This window comes from Haloferax chudinovii (genome assembly GCF_042663345.1).
Classification (GTDB): Archaea; Halobacteriota; Halobacteria; order Halobacteriales; family Haloferacaceae; genus Haloferax; species Haloferax chudinovii.
Window position 1 is genome coordinate 244,199 of sequence record NZ_JBHTAB010000004.1, and the last position, 25,105, is coordinate 269,303.

The following is a 25,105-nucleotide window of genomic DNA, read 5'->3' on the forward strand; positions in this document are numbered from 1 at the left end:
CCGGCCCGGTCTCGGCCCGGTCCCGACAGGGTCCCGGACCCGACCAAGGCGAGCGAATCGGTCACACCGGACACGCCGAAGTGTGAGCTGAACTAAACGTTCGCTCGGTTCGCCCGGAAACTATTTGATTCGGTTCCGGTGATGTAACGCCAAATGGATAGCGAGATTATTGACGCGGTGACCGGGTGGGACTCCGCGCCCGCCGAACGAGGCTACGGTGGCCTCCGGTCGCTCGCGGACGACGGCTTCACAGGAGCCGTCGTCGCAGGCATGACGTGGGGATTCATGCTCAACGGCCGTCTCCTCGGGGTTTTCGACGGGACGGTGGGCGGTTTCGAGGGTGAATCAATCGAGGCGTATCGCGCACCGGACCCGGCCCTGCCGCTTCTGTACGCGATGCGTGAGACCGGCGGCGACGTCCGCGCGCAGTACTACACGGAGGAGACGCCGCTACAGGACGCCGACGGAACGCTCTCGGCGGGCGGCTTCACCGGCTACGTCGAACTGTCGGAGAACGTGCTCTCGGGCGACTACTACGTCGTCTACCACGGGGGGAAGTCGATGAGCGCCGCCTTCGTCGGCAACAGCAGGCGACTCATCACCGGCGACGAGGCGTTCGAGCGCGCGAGCGACGAAGTTGGAATCTACAAGGTCTACGACGTGGACCTCGACCTCGTCGACATTCCCGGCGGCGAACCCGACGAGGAAACCGACGATGCGACGGGAGTCGCCGCGGGCGGCGTGACTCCAGCGGACGACGAGGCGGCCGAGGACGACGCCGAGGACGCGGACGCCCCGACGGCCACCGACGAACCGGGAGCGACCGCGGTTACCGACGAGGACGGCGGCGAGACCTCCGAGGTCGACGACACCGACGGCGACCTCGTCGGTGACGAGCCGACGGTGGCCGACGAGCCGGAGCCGGGGGACGAAGAACCGGCCCCTGCCGCCTCGGCCGACGCGGCCGCGGACGACGCCGAGGCGACCGAGTCGTCGCCCCCCGACGACGGGGTGACGGGGTCGGCTCCCGACCCGTCTGGACCCACGAACGGGTCGCAGTCGTCGGAATCAGCCGAGGTGGCCGCGCCGTCCGCGAGCCGGTCCGCGCAGGCCGACGCCGAGTCGCGGTCGACGACGACAGATGGACCGGTCGTCGTCGACGCCCCGCAGGAGAACCCCGACCCGGCGTCTCCGGAGCCGTCCGCCGCAGACGACGCGACCGGCGACGACGTGTTCTCCGCCGAGGCGCAGTGGCGAAACGCCCGGTCGATTCCCTCGCTCGACCCCCGCGACGCCGAGGGCGAGTCCGTCGACGGCCGCCCCGGGACACCCCGAAGCCACCAGCGGAACACGACGCACGCGACGCACCGCCGCCCGTCGCAGGGCGGGGCGACCGGCGAGTCGCGACCGTCGCCGGAAGACCAGCCGACCCAGCGGCAGTCTCAGCCGGCCGAACAGACGCCGGAGGAGCCGGCCGTCGACCCGGCGGAAGCCGAGTCGCTGAAACAGCGAGTCGAGGCGCTGGCGTCCGAGCGCGACCGGCTCGAATCCGAGCGCGACGCCCTCCGCGAGGAGCGGGACGAACACCGCTCGCGCGCCGAGGAGCTGGAAGACCGCGTCGCCGAGCTCGAATCCGAGGCCGAACGGCTTCGGGGACAGCTCGACGAGGCGGGGGTTCGTTCGACCGACCGGACCATGTCGGCCGACGAGGCGCTCCGCGGGACGAACCTGTTCGTCCGCTACGCCCGAAAAGGCGAGGCGACGCTGGAGAAGGCCCACGACGGCCAGACCTCCCGCGAGGAGGTCGTCGAGAACCTCCGGCTCGAACACCACACCACGTTCGACACGGAGGGGCTCGGCATCGACGGCCAGCCCTACGAGGAGTTCCTCCACGAGACGCCCGAGTACGGCTTCGCCAAGTGGGTCGTCACCGACCTGCTCTACGAAATCGGCGAGACTGGCAATCGGTCGAGCCTCGCCGGCGTCTTCGACTCGATTCCGAAGGCCGACCGAATCGAGCTGTACGGGAGCGTCTCGATACCCCTCGGCGACGGCGAAGCCGAGTCCCGGCAGTTCGACATCATCGTCCGCGACCAGATGGGCGAGCCGCTGTTCGTGGCGAACCTGAACGACTCGCGGGACCCGGCGACCCGGCCGATGGTCACCCAGCTCATCAAGGACTCGAAGACCGTCGCCGACGCGAAAGAGACGCTCGGCTCGGCGTTCGTGGTCACGAAGAGCTTCTTCGAGCCGGGAGCGCTGGAAGCCGCCACCGAGGAGACCGGCGGCGGCCTCCTGAGCCGGTCGAAGCGCAAGAGCTTCGTGAAGCTCTCGCGGAAGCGCGGCTACCACCTCTGTCTGGTGGAGGCCCGCGGCGGCGAGTTCCACCTGAACGTCCCCGACCTCTGAGTCGGCGACCCGCTCGGCGTCGCTGTCGCTGTTTTTGCGTTCGTTCTCCCGTGAAGGGTCACGCGCGGAGCGCCGCGGCTATCGGTGCGACTGAGAAAATAGTGAAACGACCGCGGACGCCGTTCGAGCGCCGCGGATAGTGTCCGTGGTGTCCGTAGTGTCGCGTCGAAGCGTCGCTACCGCGGTCGGTCCGATGTCGTGCCCGGAGAGACTCGTCGGACGAAACAGTGATAGAACGACCGCGTGCGCCTGAAGCGTGGTTAGTTCTCGATTTCGGCCGCTTCCTCGATTTTCATCGATTCGAGCTTGCCGACGATTTCGTCGAGCTTGTCGTCGAGTTCGTCGACGAACTCCTGGGTGCGCTCGGTGGTGATTGCGCCCTGGCTGGAGGGTTCGATGAGGTTCTCTTCTTCGAGAACGCGGAGAGAGTACCGGACCTTGTGGTGCGGGTAGCCCGTCTCGTTGGACATCTTCACGATGCCGATTGGCTCACTTTCGATGACCATCTTCAGGACCTGGAGATGGCGCTCCAACATATCGACTTCCTTCTCAAGTCGGTCTATCATGCCATTTGTTAACTCTTCTTGGTAGGCTTTAAGCCTTGCCCTCCGAGCCGGCGAAAATCCGATAACCCGACCTTACTGAGGACACTAATTAACCGTTGTGTTATCCGTCGCCACGACAATGCGTGTTCATGGCGTATTTCTCGGTGACTGCGATAGAATTAGGCACATTCGTGTATTGCTCGTCGGCCGCGACCGTAATCTGTTTAGTCCGGCGCGGGGAACGGCCGACGTATGACTGTTACCATCGTCGGTTCGCAACTCGGCGACGAGGGCAAAGGCGCGCTCGTCGACCTCTGGGGCGGTGACGCTGACATCGTCGTCCGCTATCAGGGCGGCGACAACGCCGGCCACACCGTCGTCGAAGACGGCGAGGAGTACAAGCTGTCGCTCGTCCCGAGCGGGGCCGTCCGCGACAAGGTCGGCGTCCTCGGAAACGGCTGTGTCATCAACCCGCGGACGCTGTTCTCCGAAATCGACGACCTCCGCGAGCGCGGCCTCGACCCCGACGTGCGCCTCGCCAAGCGCGCGCACGTCATCATGCCGTATCACCGCCGCCTCGACAACATCGAAGAGGAGGCGAAGGCCGACTCGGACCTCACCGTCGGCACGACCGGCCGCGGCATCGGCCCGACCTACGAGGACAAGGCCGGCCGTCGCGGCATCCGCGTCGGCGACCTGCTCGACCCCGACGTGCTCCGCCAGCGACTGGAGTACGTGGTTCCCCAGAAGAAAGCGCTCATCGAGGACGTGTACGGCCTCGAAGCCGGCGAGGAGTGCGACGTGGAAGCGCTCGTCGAGGAGTTCACCGAAATCGGTCGTCGCCTCCGCGAGGACGACATGGCCGTCAACTGCGGCGACTTCCTCGCCGAGCGCCGCGAGGCCGGCGACAACGTGATGTTCGAGGGCGCACAGGGCACGCTCATCGACATCGACCACGGGAGCTACCCGTACGTGACCTCCTCGAACCCGACCGCCGGCGGCGCGGCCACCGGCACCGGCGTCGGCCCGACCGTCGTCGGACAGGGCGAGGTCGTCGGCATCGTCAAAGCCTACCTCTCCCGCGTCGGTGAGGGCCCGATGCCGACCGAACTGAAAGACGACGACCGCGAGGAGGAACTCGCGGACTTCATCCGCGAGAAGGGCGGCGAGTTCGGCACCGTCACCGGCCGCCCGCGCCGCATCGGCTGGCTCGACATGCCGATGCTCCGCCACGCCGCCCGCGTCAGCGGTTTCACCGGCATCGCCGTCAACCACCTCGACGTGCTCGCCGGCCTCGACGAGGTCAAGGTCGGTCACGCCTACGAACTGGAGGGCGACGAACGCCTGACGATGCCCGCGACCACCGAGCGCTGGGGCGAGTGCGAACCCGTCCTCAAGGGGTTCGACACGTGGCCCGAAGTGGACTGGGCGGCCGTCACAGAGGAGGGCTACGAGGCCATCCCCGACGCCGCACAGGACTACCTCGAATACCTCTCGGACGAGATCGACGTGCCGATTTACGCCGTCGGCGTCGGTCCCGGCCGCGAGCAGACGGTCCACATCGAGAACCCGTTCGACGACTGAGCGCCCCGCGGTCGTCCGACCGGTGAGGACGCGTCTCCGTCCGCAGACCGTCGCCGCGACGGCGGCGAACCCGTACGCTTTTACTTCGCGCAATCCACCGTCACGACGATGAAAGAATCCCTGATGGACATCCTCTGTGACCCCCTCGACAAGAGCGAACTCGAGCTGGAAGTCGACGAGCGCGACGGCGACGAAATCCTCGAGGGGCGGCTCATCGGCACGGTCACCGGCGAGGTGTACCCCATCGAGGACGGCATCCCGAACCTCCTGCCGCCGGACATGCGCGACGACTGAGGGACGACACCTCATCGGACCTGAACGTTTTTCTATTCTCGTCTCGACGGTGAAGCCGTGTCGAACGCGCCGCTCACCGTCACGCTGAACGACGAGCGCCCACACGACCTCTCGGTAGCGCCGTCGTTCTCGACGAACGGGCCGTTCTCGGTCGAGCTCGCGAACGACGGACAGGCGGTGCACGTCCACCTCCACATCGACGACGAACTCTCGCGCGCGGCGAGCCTGTCCGAAGGAAACCACTTCGTCGACGGCGGCCAGACGAAGACCGTCGAGGTGTTCGTCACCTCGCCGCCCGAACCGGTGTCGGGGAAGCTCAAAATCGTCTCGGGCCACGGCTCCGAGACGAGGTACGTCGACGTGACCGTCGAACCCGGCTCGGGCGGCGAGCCGTCGGTCGACGTGGACGAGACGCTCTCGAAGCCCAAACAGCCCGAACCCGAGCCGAGCGTGACCGAAAGCATCGCCGACGTGTTCCCGAGCGTCGACCCGCGGGCGGTCCCGGTGTTCGGCCTCGCGCTGGTCGCGCTCGTCCTCGCGGTGGCGCTCGCCTCGCTGTTCGAGAGCTTCGCCATCACCCTCGGGGCCGGCGTCGTCGTCGGCGGCGTCCTCGCGGCGCTGGTGCTGACGATGCGGTGACGTGGACGATGCTGACGACGCGGTGACGGCGTCGGAAAAATCGGTCCGATTCCCGCTCCTCGCGGCGCGGCTTACTCGCCGTCGGGCGCGTCCGTCGGGACGCCGCCGAGGTTCCCCTCGTCGTCGAACAGTTTCGCGCGCAGGAACCGCGCCCGGTAGCGGTTCGCGCCCTCGTACACGTCGGCCTCGCGGATGTCGTCGGTGCGGTCGTCCGCGACGGCGTCGATGATGTCCTCGACCTGTTCCTTTTCGGAGGGCGTGAGTTCGAACTCGTACGTCTGGGTCTCCTCGCCCTCCAGCCGCGTCCACTTGCGTGACGCCGCGATGACGACGGAACACGGCTCACGGCACGGGAACGCGCCGTCGCCGCCGTCGACGGCGAGGTCGGTGTCGTCGTCGTACTCCCACTCGCGGCGCTTGACGCACTGGCTGTCGTCGCAGCAGGCCTCCGCGACCCAGTCGACGTGTTCGTGGCCGTCGCCGCGGTTCCACGTCTTCACGACGCTGTACATCCCGGTCTGGCGGCCGATGGCGTCCGCCCAGTGTGTCACGTCGAGTTCGCCCCGGCGCTCGCGGTCCCAGTTCGGCACCGACGCGGGGTAGAACGTCTCGACGGTCCCCACGAGGTCGCGGCCGTCGAGGTCGGGGAACACCCAGCCGCCGGCGAGGTTGTTGCCGGCCTTCAGCGGGCGGTACCGACCCTTCTCGTCGTAGGTCGCCAACTGCCGGGCCGCGAGCGGTTCGTGGTAGGCGTCGAGGTCGTCGCGGTCGGCGTCGACCTCGTCGGCGTGGCGGAGTTCGTAAGAGCGCTCGCCGTGGTCGTCGACCGTGGCCGTGACGAGCAGTTGGCCCCACTCGCGGCAGATGCCGTCTCGGAGGGCTTCGTACCGCTCGGGGACCGAGGCGGCGTCAGCGTCGGCATCGGCGTCGTTGTCGCCGCCGTCTCCGTCTCCATCGTCGTCGCCTCCCGCATCGACTGACGCGCCTTCGACCCAGCGGAGGAACGCCCGCCGCTGGGGGCTGGCCTCGCCGACGACCTCGGACCAGAAGTACCAGTTCGTCGCGTAGTCGTCGCGGTCGGCGAGGGCCTCGCGGAGCCCGCCTTCCGTGAGCCCCGAAAGCGTCGAGTCGGGCGTTTCGAGGCGGAAGCCATCGTCGCCGTGGACGGCGGTGAGTCCGTCGAGCGAGACGCCGTCACCGGTCGCCGCGGCGTCGACGAGGGCGTCGAGGTGGTGTCCCATCAGTTCGCCTCCTGCGGCGTCTTCCGGGTGCGTTCGCGCACGACTTCGAGGCTGTTACCGATGTCGGCGCCCGCGTCGGCCGCGCGTTCGAGCACCACGTCGGCCATGAGGCCCTCGGTCCCGACCGCGCCGGCGTACCAGATGCGGTGGCCGTCCACCTCGGCGGGCACGTCGTAGCCCGTGCGGTAGTCGTCGGTCAGGCCCATATCCTCCGGGATGTCCTCTTGGGTGTGGAAGCCGTCGGCGATAAACAGCGGGACGACCACCACGTCCTCGGAGTCGAAGTAGTCGGTCACGTCGTCGACCTCGGGCTCCTCGTCCATGTAGAGCGCCTGCACCTCGTCGAAGCGGTCCAGCTCCCGGATGCGGTCGGCGTGGTACTCGATGGCCTTCGCGGAGTTCTCGTTGCGCTCGGTCCCGTGACCGACGACGGCGAGACCGAAGCTCTCGCCGACGTTCGGGTCGCCGGTGACCGTCTCGGCCCGGCGGACCAACACGTCGGTCATCGCCGCGTGCGTCCCGACCGGCCCGCAGTAGTGAATCGTCTTCTCGGGCACGTCGCTCGCGGTGAGGGTGACGTGCGACGCCGACAGGCCGTCGGAGTCCCAGTCGGCCACGTCCCACCCGTCGAGACGGAGTTCACGCGGGATGACCTGCTCCGTGAAGTAGCCCTCGCTGATAAACAGCGGGACGACGTACACCTCGTCGGCCTCCACGGTCCGGAGCACCTCGCGAATCGACGGCTCTTCCTTCCAGAAGCCGGTCCGCACCTCGTCGAACGCGCCCACCTCGCGGACCGTGTCCGCGTGGTCGTAGGTAGGGGCGCTCGAATCCGGGTTCAGGTGGGACCCGTGCGCCACGATAACCAGAGCTTGCATGTCCGGGGGTTACGAGGGGACTGTCTTATGAACTTCGCATCGGAGAAAGGAATCTTCGGGTTCGGACAACTCGCGTTCGCCACCCGTTCAAGCGACGCGTCGCGGTGTAGGCCCTGTCGGCGGCTCCGACGGCGACCGACGAGCGGCGGTTTTTTGCGCGCGCCCGACCATCACGGAGCCATGTCCCTCGCCGCCGACGCGCGCGACGCAGTCCGCGCACGACCGTATCTCCTCGCCGCGCTCCGCGCGGGCGTCGTCAACTACGCCGCCGCCGCGGCCGAACTCGACCTCGGCGACGACGAGGCGGTCGCGGCCGCGCTCCGCCGGTTCGCCGACGACCTCCCGCCGCTCGAAGCCGACCCCCGAGACGCCGCCGTGACGATGCGAAGCGGCGTCGGGCTCGTCGGCGAGGACGTCGAGGAGACCGACGAAGACCCAGTGCTCTCGGTCGCCGGCGTCGACCTCGCCGGCGGCGGCCCGCTCACGGCTATCATCGCTGAGGGCGAGGTCGACCCGACCGTCCTCGCCGCCGTCCTCTCCCGCCTCGACGCCGAGTCCGTCGTCGTCGACGCCGCGGGCGTCGCGGGCGACGCGCTCGCCGTGGTCGTGCCGCGCCGACAGGGAGCCGCCGCCCTCCGTGTCGTCGAGTCGGCCGTCAGCGATTTATACACCTGATTTCCGGCTATCAACCGTGATACCCGACGGCCGGCGCTTATTACCACGGAGTCGCTGAATCCGTCAATGGTTTCGCCCAGCCCCCGCGACGACGACGGCAACATCTCGCTTTCATCCACGGAGCTCCTCGCCGAACTCGACCTCGACGCCGACGAGTTGGGCTGGCGGCAGTCGTTCGTCGGCTTCGACGACGAGGACGCCGCGCGTCTCGCCGACCTCCGGGGCGTCGTCGAGGCCCGCGACGAGGCGCTCGTCGACGGCTTCGTCGAGCCGATTCTCGCGAACGAGCGGACGGCGGACGTCATCGACCGCTCGAACGGCGACATCGACGGTCTCCGGGCGGTGGTCTCCGGCTACTACCGCTCGTTCACCGACGGGAACTACGACCAGAACCACTACGCGGCGCGCACGCGAATCGGCCTGCTTCACGACAAACTCGACATGCCGTTGCACTACTTCGGCGGGATGTTCGCCAACGTCACCGGCATCTTCGCGGACGAACTCCGCGGGCGCGCCGTCGCCGACGCCACCGAGTCGCTGTCGGGCGAGGACGCCGACCGCGTCGAAGCCGCCGTCGACGAGGCGTTCGCGGACATGATGGCGGTCGTCCGCGGGCTCAACCTCGACCGACAGGTCGTCAACGCCACCTACCTCTACTCGTACTCGCTGGACGTCCGCGAGGAGGTCCGACGGGCCAGAGAGAGCCGCGGGAACCTCGAATCGGTCGCCTCACAGCTCCACGAAGAGACCGCCGGCACGAGCGAGAGCATCGCCGAAATCGAGGGGTTGGCGGCCCGGCAGGCCGACATGACCGAGGAAATCGCCGCCGAGCTGTCGAACCTCAGCGCGACCGTCGAGGAGGTCGCGGCCACCGCCGACGACGTGTCCTCCCGGAGCGACGAGGCCACCACGCGGGCCGAGGAGGGCCGCGCCGAGGCCGGCGAGGCAATCGACGCGATGCGGCAGGTCGGCGACGACCGCGACGAGATCACCGTGAACGTCGAGGCACTCGTGGCCGCCATCGACGAGATTCAGGACATCGTCGAGGTCATCGACGAGGTGGCCGACCGGACGAACCTGCTCGCGCTCAACGCCTCCATCGAGGCCGCCCGCGCCGGTGAGGCGGGTTCCGGCTTCGCCGTCGTCGCCGACGAGGTGAAGTCGCTCGCCAACGAGTCGAAGTCGCAGGCCGAGCGCATCGGTCAGATGATAGAGGACGTGACCGACCACATCGAGGACACCGCCGAGGCGCTGTCGTCGGCCGACGAGAACATCGACCACGGCATCGAGCGGGTCGAGTCGACCGTCGAGAGCCTCGACGAGATAACCGACTCGGTCGCCGACGTGACCGACGGAATCGACGAGGTGGCGCGGGCGACCGACGAGCAGGCGACGCTCACCTCCGACATCGCCACCTTCGTCGACGACGCGGCGACGCAGGTCGACGAGGTGACCGCCGAGATAGACCGCATCTCCGAGAGCGTCTCCGAGCAGGCCGAACAGGCCGCCGACCTCGACACGGCCGTCGAGGACTTGGACCGCGAGGCCGACCTCGAATCGTTCCGCCGGCGCGCGGAGACGACGACCGACGGCGGCGTCGCCACCAGAGGCGGGCACCACGCGCTCGCGTCGGCGGCGAACGCCGACCGCGCGGTCGGAGGAGAGACGGCACCGACGACCGCGACCGGCGACCGAGTCGGCGGCGCGGGTTCGACCGCGACCGACGGCGATGCGACCGACGGCGACCCGACCGACGACGCCGGCCCGACCGACCCGACCGACCGGATTCCGGCGTTCGTCAAGCGACTCCTCTCGGAGGAGACGCTGGCGAAGATTCGCCGCGGCGAGGCCGACCGCCCGGACTGGACGAAGTAGCCGCCGCGAGGAGGTGGCGGCGGCGCGGCGGTCGCCTCGCCGAGCAGACCCCGCATCGACTCCGAACCGACTGTGTTTCCGACGGGTTGAAAGCGGTGCCGAGAGTAGCCGAGTGCGATGACCCTCTCCGTGACCAACACCCTGACGGGAGAGCGCGAGGAGTTCGAGTCGCACGGCGACGAAGTGTTGCTCTACGTCTGCGGACTGACGGTCTCGGACCACGCACACCTCGGCCACGCCCGCCTGTGGATGCACGCTGACCTGATGCACCGCTGGCTGGACTACGAGGGCTACGACGTGCGCCACGTCGAGAACTTCACCGACGTGAACGAGAAGATAGCCGCCCGCATCGGCGAGGACGACCTCGGCGACGACGAGGCGAGCGTCGCCGAGCACTTCGTCGGCGACGTGATTCGCGACATGCGCGGGCTGAACCTGAAGCGCGCCGAGGTCTACCCGCGCGTCTCCGAGCACATCCCCGAGATTATCGACCTCATTCGGACGCTCGTCGACCGCGGCCACGCCTACGAGTCCAACGGCTCTGTCTACTTCGACGTGTCCACGTTCGACGACTACGGGAAGCTCTCGAACCAGAAGCTCGAAGAGCTGGAGTCGCGGGCGACGAAAGACGAACGGTCCGAGAAGCGCAACCCGACCGACTTCGCGCTCTGGAAGGCCGGCGCGGTCGACCCCAAGACGGCCGCCGAACACCGCGACCCCGCCCTCGAACCGCTCCACGAGCCGTGCGGCGAGACGTGGGAGTCGCCGTGGGGCGAGGGCCGACCCGGCTGGCACATCGAGTGCTCGGCGATGTCGATGACGCACCTCGGCGACACCCTCGACATCCACGTGGGCGGCCGCGACCTCGTGTTCCCGCACCACGAGAACGAAATCGCCCAGTCGGAGGCGGCGACCGGTCGGCAGTTCGCCCGCTACTGGCTCCACGTCGGCCTGCTCCAGACCGAGGGCGACAAGATGAGTTCGAGCCTCGGCAACTTCTTCACGGTCGGCGACGCCCTCGACGAGTTCGGCGTCGACGTGCTTCGGACGTTCTACCTCTCGACGGCCTACGGCTCCGAACAGACGTACTCCGAGGAGACCATCGCCGAGGCCGAAGAGCGCTGGGAGCGCCTCGAACGCGCTTACGAGGCCGCCGTCGACGCGGCCGACAGCCCCGACGCCCGGACGAAAGTCGAGGCCGAGGCCCTCCGTGACACCGTGACCGAGACCCGCGAGAACTTCCGCGCGGCGATGAACGACGACTTCAACGTCCGCGAGGCGATGGCCGAGTTACTCGGCCTCGCCGGCGCGGTCAACCGCCACGTCGCCGACGCGGACGAGTACGACTACCGCGCGCTCCGGCGGGCGGTCGAGGCGTTCGAGGACCTCGGCGGCGAGGTGTTCGGCCTCTCCTTCGGCGGCGCGGGCGAGGGCGGCGACGTCTCGGTCGCGGAAGACCTCGTCCAGCTGGTCTTGGACGTGCGCGAGGCCGAGCGCGAGGCGGGCAACTACGAGCGCGCCGACGACCTGCGCGACGACCTGACGGCACTCGGCGTCGACGTCGAAGACGCCCCCGACGGTGCGACGTTCCGGTTCGAGTAGTCAGCCGAGCAGAAACAGCACGACTGCGAAGTCGTCCTGCGCCGCCGGCCGCTCTTGGGGCCGGCGTCGGGGACAGCTGTTCGCGTGTCGTACGCGCCCACCGAAACCCAGTCACATCGTAAACAGGTGCGAATCGTCGGGCACGTCGAACAGCCCCATCCTGACGCCCGCGTCGAGCCAGCCGTAGCCGTACGAAAACGACGCCAACGCGTTCACCCAGTCGTCGTCGGCCTTGAAGTGCCGGCCGTCGTCGAGGTAGGACTCGGCCATCTCCAGACAGTCGGCGGCGGCCTCGCCGAGGTGCGTCTCGTCGGGGACGGCCTGTACCGCCTCGTCGAGCGCGTCGGCGAGCATCCCCTCGTAGCGGTTCGTCTTCTCCCGTAAGTCGGCGGCCATGCGGAGTGATGCGTCGGCGACGGATACCGGTCTTTCGCTCCGCGCGCCGCGAGGACCGTGGCATGCGGTATCGTGGCGGTGGTGTAGCGCTCCTCGCAATACAGCGAAACCTTAAGACACCGGTGTAGCGAACTATCGGACATGACAGAGGACGCCGATTCGTTCGTGGAACACAGGAAACTCATCGTCGCCGGCTCGGGTATCTCCGGGCTCTCGTCGGCCATCTACGCGGCCCGCTCCAACAACGAGCCGCTGGTGCTGGAGGGCGACGAGCCGGGCGGACAGCTCACGCTCACGACCGAGGTGGACAACTACCCCGGCTTCCCCGAGGGCATCTCCGGGCCGGAGCTCATCAACAACATGAAAGCGCAGGCCGAGCGCTTCGGCACGGAGATTCGCCACGGCATCATCGAGGACGTCGACGCCTCGGAGCGACCCTTCACGGTCACGCTCAAGAACGGCGACGTGTACACCGCGGACGCCATCATCGCGGCGTCGGGCGCGTCGGCTCGCACCCTCGGCATCCCCGGCGAGGAGAACCTGATGGGCTACGGCCTGTCGACGTGTGCGACCTGTGACGGCGCGTTCTTCCGCGACGAGAAAATCATGGTCATCGGCGGGGGCGACGCCGCCGTCGAGGAGGCCAACTTCCTGACCAAGTTCGCGTCGACGGTCTACCTCGTCCACCGCCGCGAGGAGTTCCGCGCCGAGGACTACTGGGTCGACCGCCTGACGGAGAAAGTCGACGAGGGCGAAATCGAACTCATGCTCAACACCGAGGCGACGGAGCTTCACGGCACGCCCGAAGAGGGCGTCGACCACGTGACGCTCGTCCGCAACCCCGAGGGCCACCCGAGCGACAAGCTCGACGACCCCGAGACCGAGGAGTTCGACTTCGACGTGGGCGCGGTGTTCTACGCCATCGGCCACACGCCGAACGCCGACTACCTCGAGGGGACGGGCGTCCAGCGCGACGACGACGGCTACATCGTCGCCAAGGGGGGCTCCGGCGGCGGCCAGACCGCGACCGACGTGCCCGGCATCTTCGCCGCGGGCGACGTTGTCGACTACCACTACCAGCAGGCCGCGACGGCCGGGGGTATGGGCGTGAAGGCCGCCCTCGACGCCGACGACTACCTCGAAGAACTCGAACGCGAGGAGAAGCAGGCGGCCGCGAGCGCGGCCGAGTAAGCGAGCGTCGGCCGCGCGCTCGCGGGCGCTCGGCGTTCGATTCCTCCTCGATTTCTTTTCGGTTCTCCCTACGTCAGCGACCGCAACAGCCACGCGAGGACGAAGCTAATCGCCACGAAAATCAGGTAGACGCCGGGCGAGAATCGCGCGTCCACGACGCCGACCGCGTCCGCGACCGCGACGGTGAAGATGACGAGACCGACGCCGACGAATCCGTTCCCGAGGATGTTCGGGACGCCTCGTTTGGTTTCCATAGCCGCGGTTGGACTCGCCGCAAAATAAGCGTCGGGTACGTTCCCAGCGGGTGAAAGGCGACCCTCAGTCGGCCGCGCCGGGACTCGCGTCGACCCCCGCGCCGCGCTCGTCGGGCGTCAGGTAACACTGCGGGTCGGGACCGAACAGTTCACCGGTCGCCGCGAGCGACCGAAGCCGCGAGGAGCCGCGGCAGACGTCCTGATACTGGCAGGTCGCGCACTTGCCGGTGAGGTGCTGTTCGCGCTCGCGGAGCTTGGCGAGAAGCGGGTTCGACTCGTCGTCCCAGATGTCGCCGAACGGGCGGTCCCGGACGTTGCCGAGGCTGTAGCCCTGCCAGAACTGCGTGAGGTGGACGTCGCCGCGGTAGTCCACGTCGGCGACGCGCTCGCCGGTCGGGTCGCCGCCGTTGACGCGGAGGTGCCGGTGAATCCGCTCGGCGTGGTCGGCGTCGAGCTCGTCGCGGGCGTACTCGACCACGTAGGCGGAGTCCGCGTAGTTGCCGACGAGAAGCGTCTCTATCTCCTCGCCCTCGGCGTGGTACTCGCGGGTCATGTCGAACAGCCGGCGGACGGCGCGGCGCTGGGCCTCGTCGTCGAGGTCGGCGTCGGCGATGTCGCCGCCGCGGCCGCCGTAGTCGAGATGGTAGAAACAGAAGCGGTCGACGCCCACGTCGTACAGCAGGTCGACCACGTCCTCCATGTCGGCGGCGTTGTGCTCGGTGATGGTGTACCGGAGGCCGGTCTTGAGCCCCACCGAGAGGCAGTTTTCGATGCCGCGGACGGCGGCCTCGAACGCGCCGTCTTTCCCGCGGAAACGGTCGTTGCGCTCCTCCAAGCCGTCGACGGAGACGCCGGCGTAAGAGAGGCCGGCGTCGCGGAGCGCGCGCGCCTTCTCCTCGGTGATGAGCGTCCCGTTGGTCGAAAGCACCGCCCGGATGCCGGCGTCGGTGGCGTAGTCGACGAGTTCGACGAGGTCCTCGCGGACGAGCGGCTCGCCGCCCGAAAACAGCAGGACGGGCACGTCGTAGGCCGCGAGATCGTCGATGAGGCCCTTCGCCTCGGCGGTCGAGAGTTCGCCTTGCGCGGGGTCGAGGTCGGCCCCGGCGTAGCAGTGTTCGCAGTAGAGGTTACAGCGCCGCGTCGTGTTCCAGACCACGACCGGACGTTTCTGTTTCTCCTCGCGAATCTGGTCGATGTCGGCGTCGGGGTCGTCGTAGCGGAGGCCGTCGCCCTCGGCTCCCTGTCCGCACAGGAGCTTGCTGATCGAGATCACTCGGCCGACACCCCGTTTTCGGCTCCGCGGGCGTCTTCCGCGGCGTCGCCGTGCTCCGTCCCGCCGTTCGCCCCCTCGCCTTTCGCCGCGAGGTCGTTCCCGCCGAGTCGGAGGAACTCGTCGGCCGGCGCGAGCCAGAGGTCCGCGTCGCCGTCGCCGAACAGCGTCCGCGCCTGCTCGGTCGCGAGGTCCTCGGAGGGCGCGGTCACGCTTCCGACGTGGCGCATCGGCTCGGTCGGAACGTCGCGGTAGAACACTTCCCACTGGCGGCTGCCGTCGATTCGCGGTCGTCGCCTCGGGTCGCCGTCGTCGTCCATGCCGTCGCCTTCGGGCGGGACGGTCACGCTCGTTTCGCCCGTTTTCAGCGCGTGGGAATCGAAGCTTTCGACTTGTTCGGCCACTCACTAGCGCCAGCTAATGACGAAACGGGTCTCTCGGCGGTCGTTTCTCCACGCAACGGCGGCGTCGACAGGTATCGCGCTCTTGGCGGGCTGTTCGAGTTCGTCCGGCGGCGGCTCCGGCGGCGCGGGCGACGGGGGCGGCGACTCGTCCGACGGGGAAGACACCCCCGAACACGAGATGCGGGACTTCGGCGGCTGGTTCGACCGGACGGGGAACTACGACGGCGTCCACGACCTGACGGGACAGGACAGCGTCACGGTCGCGGTCGGCGCGGCCGGCAACGGCGGCGGCTACGCGTTCGCCCCCGCCGCGGTTCGGGTCTCCCCGGGAACGACCGTCGTCTGGGAGTGGACCGGAAACGGCGGGACGCACAACGTCGTCAACCGCGAAGACGGGCTGTTCGAATCGGAGCTCACCGTCTCGGAGGGCCACACCTTCGAGTACACCTTCGAGGAGTCCGGCGAGTACAGATACGTCTGCATCCCGCACGAGACGCTCGGCATGGTCGGCGTCGTCGTCGTCGAGTAACTGCGTCGTCGGAACTGTCGCCGCGTCGTCGCGGGCGGAGCGACCCGTCAGCCCGCCGGCCGACCGACGGCGTCGGCGGGGGCGTCGGCGTCACGCGGACTTCGGGGCGTCGTTCAGCGGCGCGGTACAGAGGACACAGCCGGTCTCCCGGAGCGTCCGCATCATCGGCTCGTTGACCCGGTAGCGCTCGCCGCACTCGGGACAGGTCACGTCGAACTCGCGCATCGTTGCTCACCGATTAGTGGTACGAAGCGGCGGCCCGAGGGGTCGCACCCTGCATTCGCGGGGGACTGATACCCCGTCGACACGTCTCATCTCGTCACCCCTGAAGGATGGCACCCATGAGTTTCTTCTGTGCCATGGCGAGGTGCTCGGAGAACGTCGAGGTCGTGATGCCGAGTTCGGTCGCGACCTCGCCTTTGTTCGCGCGCCGCGGGTGGTCGAAGTAGCCCATCTCGTGGGCCGTCTCCAGCACCTCGCGCTGACGGTCGGTGAGCTGGCCGCGCTCGACCAACACGAGGTCCCGCGACTCGTCGGCCGACGACTGGAGCAGTCGGCGCACGTCCACCGCTCCCGACGACTCCCGGAGGGAGGCGACCACGTCGCGGAGTGTCTCCACGTCAGGGGCGTGGAACGTCAGAAACAGCGCGCCGTCGCGCGTCTGGACGTCCACGACCGGGCAGTCGAACGCCTCGACGCGCTCGCAGGGACAGCCGATACCGCCCTCGCGGTCGAACCGGTAGACGCTCCCGTCGCCGTACTCGAACAGCCGCTCCATCTCCTCGGGGACCTCGTCGTCGTCATCGAAGACGAACTCCTCGACGACCGACCCGCCCTCGTTGGGAGCCATGCTCCGCGAGAGCGCGTAGCCCGAGGTGTCGCCCTCGGAGACCGTCGCGACGGGACAGCCGTCCGGCCCCGTCACTTTCAACTCCGCTCTGATGCCCGCTGCGCTCGTCATAAGAGTACGGAGTCGCCCCAGGCCCTGATATAAACACCCCCGATACACTGGGCCTTTATATCGTGGTCCGTTTCCAGTCGTCGCCCCCGTCAAACGGGCCGCGGTCGCTCGTGGGGTATAAAGCGCCCTGTATATTTTGGGTACCCTTCGACGGGCGACGCGGGCGAATCTACGAGTGAGCATGCAGACCGGCCTCAGACGCAAGGCGACCGGACCGAAGCCCGCCGAACTGGAGGCGGAACAGGTGCTGGAAGCGCTGTCGGACTGCGCGTGCCGGCGAATCCTCACCACGCTTCAGGGTGCGACCGAGCCGATGACCGCACAGGACCTCTCCGAGGCGTGCGACGTCCCGCTGTCGACGACGTACCGGAAAGTCGAACAGCTCTCGGAGGCGAGCCTGCTCGAAGAGACGCTTCAACTGCGGGCCAACGGGACCCACACCCACCAGTACCGGTCGAGCGTCGAGTCGGTCACGGTGTCGCTGAACGACGACCGGGGACTCGAGGTCGCCCTCGGAGGCGACCGCTGATGGGGTCGGAGCCGGTTCACCCGCCGGATTCGGGGGGCGAACACCCCGAACGGCCGCGGCTCGCGTCTCGGCTGACCACCCATCCCGACGGGCGCGAGGAGTGTACGATTTACCCGGCGGACGCGACGCCCGAAGACCAACTGACTCAGTGGCTATCGGCGTTCGAGGGGAGCTTCGTCGACGTCGACTCGATGGCGTAGCAGAGGGGAGAGAGTGACAGCAAGGTTACAGTCGGTCGGCGTCGACCCCGTCGTCGCCCCTGTGCCACGGGCGCGGGCTGTCGAGCGCCATGAGGTACTCTTCTAACAGGGTCGGGAACGCCCGCCCGCGGAGGTTTCGCAGGCCGAAGTCGGCGGCCCAACTGATGATGCCGGTGTCTTCGGTGACGACGCCGGCGTTCAGTTCGCGCGCGAGGATGAGGAGGTCGAAGTCCTCGCGGGAGTCGAGGACGCCCTGTCTGAGCGCGCCGCGGTAGTCCTCCCGGAGGTCGGAGATGACCTTGTCCACATCGGAGAGCTTCGACCCGCCGTTTGACCGCTGTTTCGACTCCTCGGCCTTGCGGACGGCCTTCTCCGAGACCCGGAGGCCGCGGTTGACCCGGTCGGACATCTCGTCGATAAAGCGGTAGACGACCTCGGCGGGGATGTACACCTCGTAGCGGTCGGGGTGTTTCTTGATGACCCACGTGTCGAGTTTGCCGAGCACGTCCTCGGAGACGCCGCGGTCGCGCAGGATGTGTTCCAACTCCGCGGCGATAGACGGCGGCATGTAACACGAGATGTTCAGGTCCAGTCGCGCGGCGGCGATGGTGTCGAGGAGCCGTTCGATTCCCTCCTCGAACGTCTCGTCGTCGTCTCGAATCTCCTCGGAGAGAAACAGCGAGGTGTCGAGCACGAAGCGTTGTTTCAGCGGGTACTCGGCCATCGTTCGTTAGTTGGTACCGCGGCACTATGACCCTTCCCCGTGGACGAAGGTGAGAGGAACAAAAAGCTCAGAACAGCGGTTCGATGCGGTCGTCGCCGGTCGAGATGAGGTCGTCGAGCGACGCCGCGCTCGACTCGCGCTTGGCGAGCATGTCGCGTTGGGTCTCGATGGCGACCGCCTGCAGTTCTTTCACCCGCGGCACGTCGTAGACGCCCGACAGGAGCACGACCGCGGCGACGAAGTTCGACCCCATGGGGTAGTCGCCGCCGCGAATCTCCATCGTCCCGGTCTCGTCTTCGAGCCACGTCCGCGCGCGCTCGATACCGCGGCGCGAGAGCACGTCCGACGGCCCGGCGACGACGACGAGGCCGCGCTCCGCGCCGGAAATCTCGCAGGGGAGCGTGAGTCGGCCGAGCGCGGCGCGGCGCACGAGGCTGGTGATTCTGTTCGTCGAGTCGCCGCCGTCCTCGGCGTCGGCCGCCCCGCCGGAGAGCCGGGAGAGAAGCCCGCGCTTCGGGCGGTCGAGCTCGACGGAGGCGTAGCCGATAGTCGAGATGCCGCCGCTGGCGAGCGTGTTGATTATTTCGGAGGCGTCCACGACGGACTCCGCCACCGCGCCGGAGCCGTCGGCCTCGCCGGCGCTAAACAGCACGCCGAGGCGGCGTGCGAGTTCGGCGTTGATACTGCCGTAGCCCGCTTCGAGCGACTCGCCGGTCTTCCGCCAAGCGTCGTTGTCGAACACGAGGAGGTTGTCGACCTCGCGGACGAACGTCTGGAAGGAGCGCGCGGCGTTGAGCGTGTAGATGCCGCCTTCGTCCCGCGCGGGGAGGATGCCGAGACCGTAGACCGGCTCGGTGTAGATGTGCTTCAGTTCCCGCGCGATGACGGGCGCGCCGCCCGAGCCGGTGCCGCCGCCGAGTCCGGCGACGACGAGAAAGGCGTCAATCTCGTGGACCGGGAGGTCGTCGACCATCGAGAGCACCTCGCCGACGTCTTCGGCGGTCACCTCCGCGCCGAGTTCGTTGTCCGCACCGACGCCGTGTCCCTTGACGCGAGTCAGACCGACGAGCACCTGCCGCGACTCGGGGATGTTTCGGAGCCCCCGAAGGTCCGAGCGGGCCGTGTTGACGGCGATTGCGTCGACGACGAACCCCGTGTTCGTCCGTCGCTCGTAGTCGACGATGGTGTCGACTACCTTGCCGCCAGCCTGTCCGATACCGATGAGTGCGAGTTTCATGGCCGTGTTTCTCTCAGAAATCGTACTACTAGACGCGCGCTCAGGGCTTGAATATACCGTGCGTAGCGCTCTGCAACGACAGCTTAACGGGAAGATAAGTCCGACGCTCGACCATCCGTGACAGTGTCGTCGTCGGCCAGTTCGCCGTCGGCCAGTTCGCCGTCGGCCGAGCCGGGGGGGCCGGCGCTCGAACTGCCCTCGCCGCCGTCGCGCTCCCGGAACGAGTCGCAGGCGAGTTCGCCGACGACCGAGAGGAGGTCGCCCGGTTCGACGACTCGGCCGCGCTCCCGCAGGCGCTCGTAGACCGCGAAGCCGTCGTCGCCGGCGTAGTTCCGCTCCGAGAACGGTCGCTGTTCGACGAGGACGAGTCGGTCGGCCTCGGCCGCGGCTTCGAGGTTGGCGAGATTGCCGTCGCCGACCTCCACGTCGGCGACGACGGTCACGTCGGCGGCGTCGACCCGCGACTGGACCGCGGCTCGCGCGGCGTCGTCGACCGGCGAGTACGGCGGCACGGTCACGAGGTCCGCGCCGACCCGGCGGGCGGCCTCGGCGTCGGTGTCGCCCTCGTTGAGCGCGCCGGCGGACAGCGCGTAGCCGGCCGCCGACAGCAGGTGGAGCGCCCGAGCGCCGGTGCCGCCCCCGCCGACGACGTGGACCCGACCGTTGGCGTCGTCCGAAGACGGCGGGAGGGCGGTCACGTACACCGAACCGGTGACGGGGTGCCGCGAGACGACCGCCTCGGCGTCGAACGCCTCGCGGAGGTTCTCCTCGGAGAGCACCGCCGCGGGGTCGCCCGCCGAGAGGACGCGTCCGCCCGATAGGAGGACGAGCGCGTCGCAGTAGTGGGCCGCGAGGTTGAGGTCGTGGATGGCCGCGACCGCGGTCGTCCCGTCGGCGACGAGGTCGGAGACGAGTTCGAGCGTGCGGACCTGGTGGTTGATGTCGAGGCTGGCGGTCGGTTCGTCGAGGAGCAGGACGGGCGTCTCCTGTGCCAGCGCGCGGGCGATGAGGACGCGCTGGCGCTCGCCGCCGCTGACCGCCGTGACGGAGCGGTCGGAAAGCGACTCGACGGCAGTCCGGCGCATTGCGGCGTCGACGGCGGCCTCGTCGCGCTCGCGCCAGCCCTCGAAGCGCCCGCGGTGTGGCGTGCGGCCCATCTCGACGACGTCGCGGACGGGGAAGTCGAAGGTGACGCTCGTGGTCTGGGGGACCGTCGCCACGACCCGGCTCGCCGCCTTCGACGACAGGGCGTGGACGTCCTCGCCGGCGACGCGGACCGACCCCTCGTCGGGCGCGAGCGAGCCGTTGAGCGTCCTGAGGAGCGTCGTCTTCCCCGCGCCGTTGGGGCCGATGAGCCCGACGAAGGTGCCTTCGCCCACGTCGACCGAGACGGCGTCGAGAATCCGGGTTCCGCCGAGGGAAACCGACACGCCGTCGAGGCGAATCGCCGGGTCGGCGTCGCCGAAGGGGTCGGCGTCGGAGGAGTCGGGAGCGAGGTCGTCGGAGCCGATAGCGGGGTCGTCGGAACCGGGGTCGTCCGCCTCGCCGGGGCGGTCGGGGTCGCTCACGGCGAGCGCACCTCCCGCGTGCGGAGCAGATAGAGGAAGAAGGGCGCGCCCACGGCGGCGGTGACGACGCCGACCGGAATCTCCGCGCCGCCGGAGCGGGCGACGGTGTCGGTGGCGACGAGGAACGACGCGCCCGCCAGCGCCGACGCCGGGAGCAACACCCGGTGGTCGGGGCCGACGAGGAGCCGGAGCATGTGGGGGACGACGAGACCGACGAAGCCGATGACGCCGGAGACCGAGACGGCCGCGGCGGTGACGACGCTCGCGGTGGCGAGGAGGAGCTGTTTCGTCCGCTCGACTTCGATGCCGAGGGCGTGGGCGTCCTCCTCGCCGAGGAGCAGGACGTTCAGGTCGCGGGCGTGGACCACGAGGACCAGGAAGGGAAGCGGCAGGACGAGGGCGAGCATGCCGACCTCGCTCCACGTCGCGCCCGCGAGGTGGCCCATGAGCCAGAAGACGACCTGCCGGAGGCTCTCACCGCTCTGGAGGAGGAGAAACGAGATGACCGCGCCGAGGAACGTCTGGATGGCGACCCCCGCGAGAAGCAGGGTCGCCACGGGCGTCCGGCCGCTCTCGGTGGCGATGAGATAGACGACGAAGGCGGTGACGACGGCGCTGACGAACGCCGCGCCCTCGAGCCCGAACGGAATCGAAAGCGACAGCACGATGGTCGCGACCGCGCCGACGGCGGCCCCGGAGGAGACGCCGACGATGGAGGGGTCGGCCATCGGGTTGCGGAAAAAGCCCTGCATCACGGTTCCCGCGGTGGCGAGCGCGAAGCCGACGAGCGCCGCGAGGAGGATGCGGGGCAGGCGGACCGAGAGCACGATGATGCGGGCGGGTCTGGGGACGGCGAACTCGAACGGCGAGGCGAACTCCAGCGTCGGCGTCGGAACCGACCCGACGACGGGGAGGGCCGTCGCGCCGCCGAGAGAGATGCCGACGGGGACGGGCAACGCGTCCGCGAGGATGGCGGCGACGGTCCGCGGCGGAATCGTTACGGCCCCGATACCGGCGCTCGCGACGACGACGAAAAGTAAGACCCCGGTGAGACCGAGCGTCCACGTGGTCGCCCGCGTTCGAACGCTCATTGAGCACAACCGCGCTTTCAGTAGGTAAATATTTATTGAACAGCCGCTGAGGCCACTACCGTGAACCGACAACTCGTCGTTGCTCTGCTCGTGTTCGCGACCGCGTTCGCCGGGGTTCCGGCACCGGCCGCGGCCGCGGTAGAGCAAGCGGCACCGCACCAGACCGGAGCGTGCACGTTCCCGGTGACCGTCACCGACGCCACGGGGACCGACGTCACCATCGCGGAGGACCCCGAGCGAGTCGTCACGACCAACCCGAGCGCCGCCCAAACCATGTGGGAACTCGGCGCGCGCGACGAGGTCGTCGGCGTCTCGCAGTACGCCATGTACCTCGACGGCGCGGCCGAAAAGGGGAACGTCTCCGGGTCCGGCGGCCTCAAGGTCGAGGCGGTCATCGGCCTCGAGCCCGACCTCGTGCTCGTCCCGAACTCCTCGTACAACGCCGAGCCCGACCGCATCGGTCAGCTTCGCTCGGCGGACATCTCGGTCGTCGTCTTCGAATCCGGGAAGTCGCTCGACGCCGTCGCCGACAAGACCGAGCGTGTCGGCCGCATGACCGGCAACTGCGAGGCGGGCGCGGAGCGCGCGGGCGAGATGCGCGAGTCGATAGAGCACATGCGACAGGCCCTCGACGGCGCGGAGCGCCCGGTCGGCCTCAACTCCTTTTTCGGCTACACCTCCGGGTCGGAGACGTTCATCTCCGACATCATGACGACCGGCGGCCTGCGCAACGGCGCGGCGGAGGCGAACCTCACCGGCTTCGCCCAGATTAACGAGGAGCTCGTCGTCCAGATGAACCCCGAGTACATCGTCGTCCCCGACCACGCCCCCGTGCCGAGCACGCCGGCGTACAACAGCACGACGGCGATGCAAGAGGGCAACGTCATCGTCATCGAGGCGCACAAGCTCCAACAGCCCGCCCCGCGCGCAATCGAGGCGAGCGAGGCGATTCTCGAAGCGGTCCACCCCGACGCCTACGAGCGCTACCGGCAACTCGAAACCGAGTCGGCGACGGATTCGGAATCGACCGAGACCGCGACCGCGACGACCGCGACCGCGACCGAAACCGACGCCACCGAGGCGACCGCGACGACCGGGTCGTCGGAATCGACCACCGAGGGCGACGCGCCCGGGTTCGGCGTCGTCGCCGGCCTCGCCGCCGTCGGTGCGGTCGCCCTGCTCGCGCGCCGCCGATAACCGCGCAGACAGCACCACCGTCTCCGATTCGCTCCGTCTCGACTCGGCTCCGTGAGACCACAACCGTATTACCGTCGGATGGCGGACACACGGGTATGGTCGAGAACGTCATCTACCCCGCCTACCTCGACGCCTCTCTCTCGCGTAGCGAGGGTCGGCGGGTCGCCCAGTCCGCGGCGGTCGAGGAACCGACCGTCGACGAAATCGCGAAGGCGGTCCAGCAGGTCGGCTACGACGCCGTCATCGAACGGGGCAAACGGTACTCCCGCGAGTTCGAAACCCGCGGGCGGGTCCTCGTGAACAACGCCGACGACGCCACGAAAAACGACATCGTGCAGGCGGTCGCCGCCTACGTCGGAATCCTCCGCGACTGATGCGGCGAATCGGCACGGTCTCCCGGACGGCGCAGGGCCTCGCTATCGTCCGCCTCGACGACGACAACGACACGCCGGACATCGGCACGATGGTCCTCGACGAGTCGCTGTCGACGGTGGGCCGCATCGTGGACGTGTTCGGGCCGGTCGACCGTCCCTACGTCGCCGTCACGGCGGACGACGACTCGCCCGCCCGGCTCGTCGGGAGCAAGCTCTACGCTCGCTGACGACGCCAGAGCGCAACCCCCATACCACTCGGGTGGGAACCCCCCTCCATGTCACGCCGCGCCTATCGGGGTGTCGCCCTCGCCGCCCTCATCTTCCTCGTCGTGCAGGTGGGTGCGCTCGCCCTCGTGCCGACGTTCTTCGAACAGGGGTACCAGACGGTCGAAAACCCCGCCGACCCGACGAACAGCCTCCTCTACATCGGCGCGATTATCGTCATGACCGCGTTCATGCTCGCGGCGTTCAAGTACGACCTCGACCAGCTCATCCGCCTCGTCATCGTCTTCACGAGCGGCCTGCTCGCGTGGTACGTCTTCGCTGCGCTCATTCCCAACGCGCTCGTCGCCGTCGGCCTCTCGGCGGCCGTCGCGCTCGCGCTTCTGGTCTACCCCGAGTGGTACGTCATCGACGCCGCCGGGACGCTCATGGGCGCGGGCGCGGCCGCTCTGTTCGGCATCAGCTTCGGCCTGTTGCCCGCCATCGTGCTCCTCTCGGTCCTCGCTATCTACGACGCCATCAGCGTCTACAAGACCAAACACATGCTCGACCTCGCGGAGGGCGTGATGGACCTCCGCATCCCGGTCGTGCTCATCATCCCGACGACGCTGTCGTACTCGATTCTCGACGACGAGTTCGCCCGCGACACCAACGAAATCGGCGACGGGGAGAACGCGACCGACGAGGGCGAACCGGCGGCCGCGGCCGGTGGCGATACCGAGACTGAGACGACCGCCGTCGCCGACACCGACACCGACACCGACACCGACGAGTCCGATTCCGGCGACCGCGACGCCTTCTTCATCGGTCTCGGCGACGCGGTCATGCCGACCGTGATGGTCGCCTCGAGCGCGTTCTTCTCCGAAGCGCCGTCGCTCGGCCTCGGCGCGCTCCCGGCGCTCAACCTCCCGGCACTCCTCGCCATGGTCGGGACGTTCGCCGGGTTCGCCGGGCTGATGTGGGCCGTGATGAAGGGTCGGGCGCACGCCGGCCTGCCGCTTCTCAACGGCGGCGCAATCGGCGGCTACCTCGTCGGTGCGGTCGTCGCTGGCGTTCCGCTCGTCTCCGCGCTCGGACTCGCGCCGTACCTGTGAACTACCCTACCCTACTCACTCGCCGCTGACGCGGCTCGTTCCTTGAGGGTAGGGCTTCCTGCTTCCACGACGCGCTTTGCAGGAACTGTGGTGGTTCCCGTAGGGAGCGCAGTCTCCACAGG

28 protein-coding genes are annotated in these 25,105 nt (G+C 68.7%); 15 read left to right on the plus strand and 13 right to left on the minus strand.

Features of this window, described 5'->3' with window-relative positions; translation table 11 throughout:
* Window positions 1–153 precede the first annotated feature (153 nt).
* The gene (locus ACFQI8_RS10465) at window positions 154–2,409 is read left to right on the plus strand and encodes a DUF7527 domain-containing protein (RefSeq protein WP_390244519.1); all 2,256 of its coding nucleotides are present in this window, start codon (window positions 154–156) and stop codon (window positions 2,407–2,409) included.
* A 260-nt stretch (window positions 2,410–2,669) separates the two neighbouring features.
* On the opposite strand, the gene ACFQI8_RS10470 is transcribed toward ACFQI8_RS10465, so the two are convergent.
* A complete protein-coding gene (locus tag ACFQI8_RS10470) occupies window positions 2,670–2,975 on the minus strand; it encodes a hypothetical protein (protein ID WP_004043804.1) in 306 nt (101 codons plus the stop codon).
* A 231-nt stretch (window positions 2,976–3,206) separates the two neighbouring features.
* On the opposite strand from ACFQI8_RS10470, the gene ACFQI8_RS10475 reads away from it, so the two are divergent.
* The 3 genes from ACFQI8_RS10475 to ACFQI8_RS10485 all read left to right on the plus strand — a co-directional run bounded on the left by ACFQI8_RS10475 (window position 3,207) and on the right by ACFQI8_RS10485 (window position 5,471).
* Window positions 3,207–4,538 carry an adenylosuccinate synthase gene (locus tag ACFQI8_RS10475; protein ID WP_390244522.1) on the plus strand — a complete coding sequence of 444 codons (1,332 nt, stop codon included), beginning with the start codon at window positions 3,207–3,209 and terminating at the stop codon, window positions 4,536–4,538.
* Between the two features lie 108 nt (window positions 4,539–4,646).
* Complete coding sequence (locus ACFQI8_RS10480; protein WP_049905248.1) at window positions 4,647–4,832, plus strand: methytransferase partner Trm112; 186 nt, start codon at window positions 4,647–4,649, stop codon at window positions 4,830–4,832.
* 57 nt (window positions 4,833–4,889) lie between these two features.
* Window positions 4,890–5,471, plus strand: a complete 582-nt coding sequence (locus ACFQI8_RS10485; RefSeq protein WP_390244524.1) for a DUF7524 family protein — start codon at window positions 4,890–4,892, stop codon at window positions 5,469–5,471.
* Between the two features lie 71 nt (window positions 5,472–5,542).
* Here ACFQI8_RS10485 and ACFQI8_RS10490 read toward each other — a convergent pair whose 3' ends face one another.
* Window positions 5,543–6,712 carry a DR2241 family protein gene (locus tag ACFQI8_RS10490; RefSeq protein ID WP_390244526.1) on the minus strand — a complete coding sequence of 390 codons (1,170 nt, stop codon included), beginning with the start codon at window positions 6,710–6,712 and terminating at the stop codon, window positions 5,543–5,545.
* A complete protein-coding gene (locus ACFQI8_RS10495; protein ID WP_390244528.1) occupies window positions 6,712–7,590 on the minus strand; it encodes a CbiX/SirB N-terminal domain-containing protein in 879 nt (292 codons plus the stop codon). The genes ACFQI8_RS10490 and ACFQI8_RS10495 overlap by 1 nt, the downstream gene beginning before the upstream one ends.
* Before the next feature lie 180 nt (window positions 7,591–7,770).
* On the opposite strand from ACFQI8_RS10495, the gene ACFQI8_RS10500 reads away from it, so the two are divergent.
* From ACFQI8_RS10500 to cysS, 3 genes are all read left to right on the plus strand, one after another.
* A complete protein-coding gene (locus ACFQI8_RS10500) occupies window positions 7,771–8,265 on the plus strand; it encodes a DUF7523 family protein (protein ID WP_390244530.1) in 495 nt (164 codons plus the stop codon).
* 66 nt (window positions 8,266–8,331) lie between these two features.
* Window positions 8,332–10,140: a globin-coupled sensor protein gene (locus ACFQI8_RS10505; protein WP_390244532.1), complete on the plus strand. Its 1,809-nt coding sequence runs from the start codon at window positions 8,332–8,334 to the stop codon at window positions 10,138–10,140.
* A gap of 117 nt (window positions 10,141–10,257) precedes the next feature.
* Complete coding sequence (cysS, locus tag ACFQI8_RS10510; protein WP_390244534.1) at window positions 10,258–11,742, plus strand: cysteine--tRNA ligase; 1,485 nt, start codon at window positions 10,258–10,260, stop codon at window positions 11,740–11,742.
* Between the two features lie 111 nt (window positions 11,743–11,853).
* Here cysS and ACFQI8_RS10515 read toward each other — a convergent pair whose 3' ends face one another.
* A complete protein-coding gene (locus tag ACFQI8_RS10515; RefSeq protein ID WP_390244536.1) occupies window positions 11,854–12,138 on the minus strand; it encodes a DUF357 domain-containing protein in 285 nt (94 codons plus the stop codon).
* 141 nt (window positions 12,139–12,279) lie between these two features.
* Here ACFQI8_RS10515 and ACFQI8_RS10520 point away from each other — a divergent pair, with 141 nt between their 5' ends.
* Window positions 12,280–13,329, plus strand: a complete 1,050-nt coding sequence (locus ACFQI8_RS10520) for an NAD(P)/FAD-dependent oxidoreductase (RefSeq protein WP_390244538.1) — start codon at window positions 12,280–12,282, stop codon at window positions 13,327–13,329.
* A gap of 68 nt (window positions 13,330–13,397) precedes the next feature.
* Here ACFQI8_RS10520 and ACFQI8_RS10525 read toward each other — a convergent pair whose 3' ends face one another.
* From ACFQI8_RS10525 to ACFQI8_RS10535, 3 genes are all read right to left on the minus strand, one after another.
* Window positions 13,398–13,583, minus strand: coding sequence for a hypothetical protein (locus ACFQI8_RS10525; RefSeq protein WP_390244540.1), 186 nt, complete (start codon window positions 13,581–13,583; stop codon window positions 13,398–13,400).
* Between the two features lie 64 nt (window positions 13,584–13,647).
* Window positions 13,648–14,856 carry a TIGR04347 family pseudo-SAM/SPASM protein gene (locus ACFQI8_RS10530; protein ID WP_390244542.1) on the minus strand — a complete coding sequence of 403 codons (1,209 nt, stop codon included), beginning with the start codon at window positions 14,854–14,856 and terminating at the stop codon, window positions 13,648–13,650.
* Window positions 14,853–15,200, minus strand: a complete 348-nt coding sequence (locus tag ACFQI8_RS10535; RefSeq protein ID WP_390244574.1) for an Htur_1727 family rSAM-partnered candidate RiPP — start codon at window positions 15,198–15,200, stop codon at window positions 14,853–14,855. Before ACFQI8_RS10535 ends, ACFQI8_RS10530 begins: the two co-directional genes overlap by 4 nt.
* A gap of 73 nt (window positions 15,201–15,273) precedes the next feature.
* On the opposite strand from ACFQI8_RS10535, the gene ACFQI8_RS10540 reads away from it, so the two are divergent.
* Window positions 15,274–15,786, plus strand: coding sequence for a halocyanin domain-containing protein (locus ACFQI8_RS10540; RefSeq protein WP_390244544.1), 513 nt, complete (start codon window positions 15,274–15,276; stop codon window positions 15,784–15,786).
* Between the two features lie 90 nt (window positions 15,787–15,876).
* Here the strand turns inward: ACFQI8_RS10540 and ACFQI8_RS10545 are convergent, their stop codons facing one another.
* Both ACFQI8_RS10545 and ACFQI8_RS10550 read right to left on the minus strand, forming a co-directional pair.
* A complete protein-coding gene (locus tag ACFQI8_RS10545) occupies window positions 15,877–16,011 on the minus strand; it encodes a DUF7560 family zinc ribbon protein (protein WP_004970899.1) in 135 nt (44 codons plus the stop codon).
* A 94-nt stretch (window positions 16,012–16,105) separates the two neighbouring features.
* Window positions 16,106–16,747 carry a helix-turn-helix domain-containing protein gene (locus ACFQI8_RS10550; protein ID WP_390244546.1) on the minus strand — a complete coding sequence of 214 codons (642 nt, stop codon included), beginning with the start codon at window positions 16,745–16,747 and terminating at the stop codon, window positions 16,106–16,108.
* A gap of 181 nt (window positions 16,748–16,928) precedes the next feature.
* On the opposite strand from ACFQI8_RS10550, the gene ACFQI8_RS10555 reads away from it, so the two are divergent.
* Both ACFQI8_RS10555 and ACFQI8_RS10560 read left to right on the plus strand, forming a co-directional pair.
* On the plus strand, window positions 16,929–17,276 hold the full coding sequence (locus tag ACFQI8_RS10555) for a helix-turn-helix domain-containing protein (RefSeq protein ID WP_390244576.1): 348 nt from the start codon (window positions 16,929–16,931) through the stop codon (window positions 17,274–17,276).
* A complete protein-coding gene (locus ACFQI8_RS10560) occupies window positions 17,276–17,476 on the plus strand; it encodes a DUF7511 domain-containing protein (RefSeq protein WP_390244548.1) in 201 nt (66 codons plus the stop codon). The genes ACFQI8_RS10555 and ACFQI8_RS10560 overlap by 1 nt, the downstream gene beginning before the upstream one ends.
* A 25-nt stretch (window positions 17,477–17,501) precedes the next feature.
* On the opposite strand, the gene ACFQI8_RS10565 is transcribed toward ACFQI8_RS10560, so the two are convergent.
* The 4 genes from ACFQI8_RS10565 to btuC form a co-directional block, all read right to left on the minus strand.
* The gene (locus tag ACFQI8_RS10565) at window positions 17,502–18,200 is read right to left on the minus strand and encodes an RNA ligase partner protein (RefSeq protein WP_004970903.1); all 699 of its coding nucleotides are present in this window, start codon (window positions 18,198–18,200) and stop codon (window positions 17,502–17,504) included.
* A 67-nt stretch (window positions 18,201–18,267) separates the two neighbouring features.
* Window positions 18,268–19,437 (minus strand): tubulin-like protein CetZ3, encoded by a 1,170-nt coding sequence (cetZ3, locus tag ACFQI8_RS10570; protein ID WP_390244550.1) that lies wholly within the window; start codon window positions 19,435–19,437, stop codon window positions 18,268–18,270.
* Between the two features lie 83 nt (window positions 19,438–19,520).
* A complete protein-coding gene (locus ACFQI8_RS10575) occupies window positions 19,521–21,005 on the minus strand; it encodes a heme ABC transporter ATP-binding protein (RefSeq protein ID WP_390244552.1) in 1,485 nt (494 codons plus the stop codon).
* Complete coding sequence (gene btuC, locus ACFQI8_RS10580) at window positions 21,002–22,096, minus strand: vitamin B12 ABC transporter permease BtuC (protein WP_390244554.1); 1,095 nt, start codon at window positions 22,094–22,096, stop codon at window positions 21,002–21,004. Before btuC ends, ACFQI8_RS10575 begins: the two co-directional genes overlap by 4 nt.
* 60 nt (window positions 22,097–22,156) lie before the next feature.
* On the opposite strand from btuC, the gene ACFQI8_RS10585 reads away from it, so the two are divergent.
* The 4 genes from ACFQI8_RS10585 to ACFQI8_RS10600 all read left to right on the plus strand — a co-directional run bounded on the left by ACFQI8_RS10585 (window position 22,157) and on the right by ACFQI8_RS10600 (window position 24,983).
* On the plus strand, window positions 22,157–23,293 hold the full coding sequence (locus ACFQI8_RS10585) for a PGF-CTERM-anchored ABC transporter substrate-binding protein (protein WP_390244556.1): 1,137 nt from the start codon (window positions 22,157–22,159) through the stop codon (window positions 23,291–23,293).
* A gap of 95 nt (window positions 23,294–23,388) precedes the next feature.
* Entirely contained in the window at window positions 23,389–23,667 is a 279-nt protein-coding gene (gene srp19 / locus ACFQI8_RS10590) for a signal recognition particle subunit SRP19 (protein ID WP_007273434.1), read from the plus strand.
* Window positions 23,667–23,894 (plus strand): H/ACA ribonucleoprotein complex subunit GAR1, encoded by a 228-nt coding sequence (locus tag ACFQI8_RS10595; RefSeq protein ID WP_390244559.1) that lies wholly within the window; start codon window positions 23,667–23,669, stop codon window positions 23,892–23,894. The genes srp19 and ACFQI8_RS10595 overlap by 1 nt, the downstream gene beginning before the upstream one ends.
* A 48-nt stretch (window positions 23,895–23,942) precedes the next feature.
* Entirely contained in the window at window positions 23,943–24,983 is a 1,041-nt protein-coding gene (locus tag ACFQI8_RS10600; protein ID WP_390244561.1) for a presenilin family intramembrane aspartyl protease PSH, read from the plus strand.
* The last annotated feature ends 122 nt before the right edge of the window (window positions 24,984–25,105 follow it).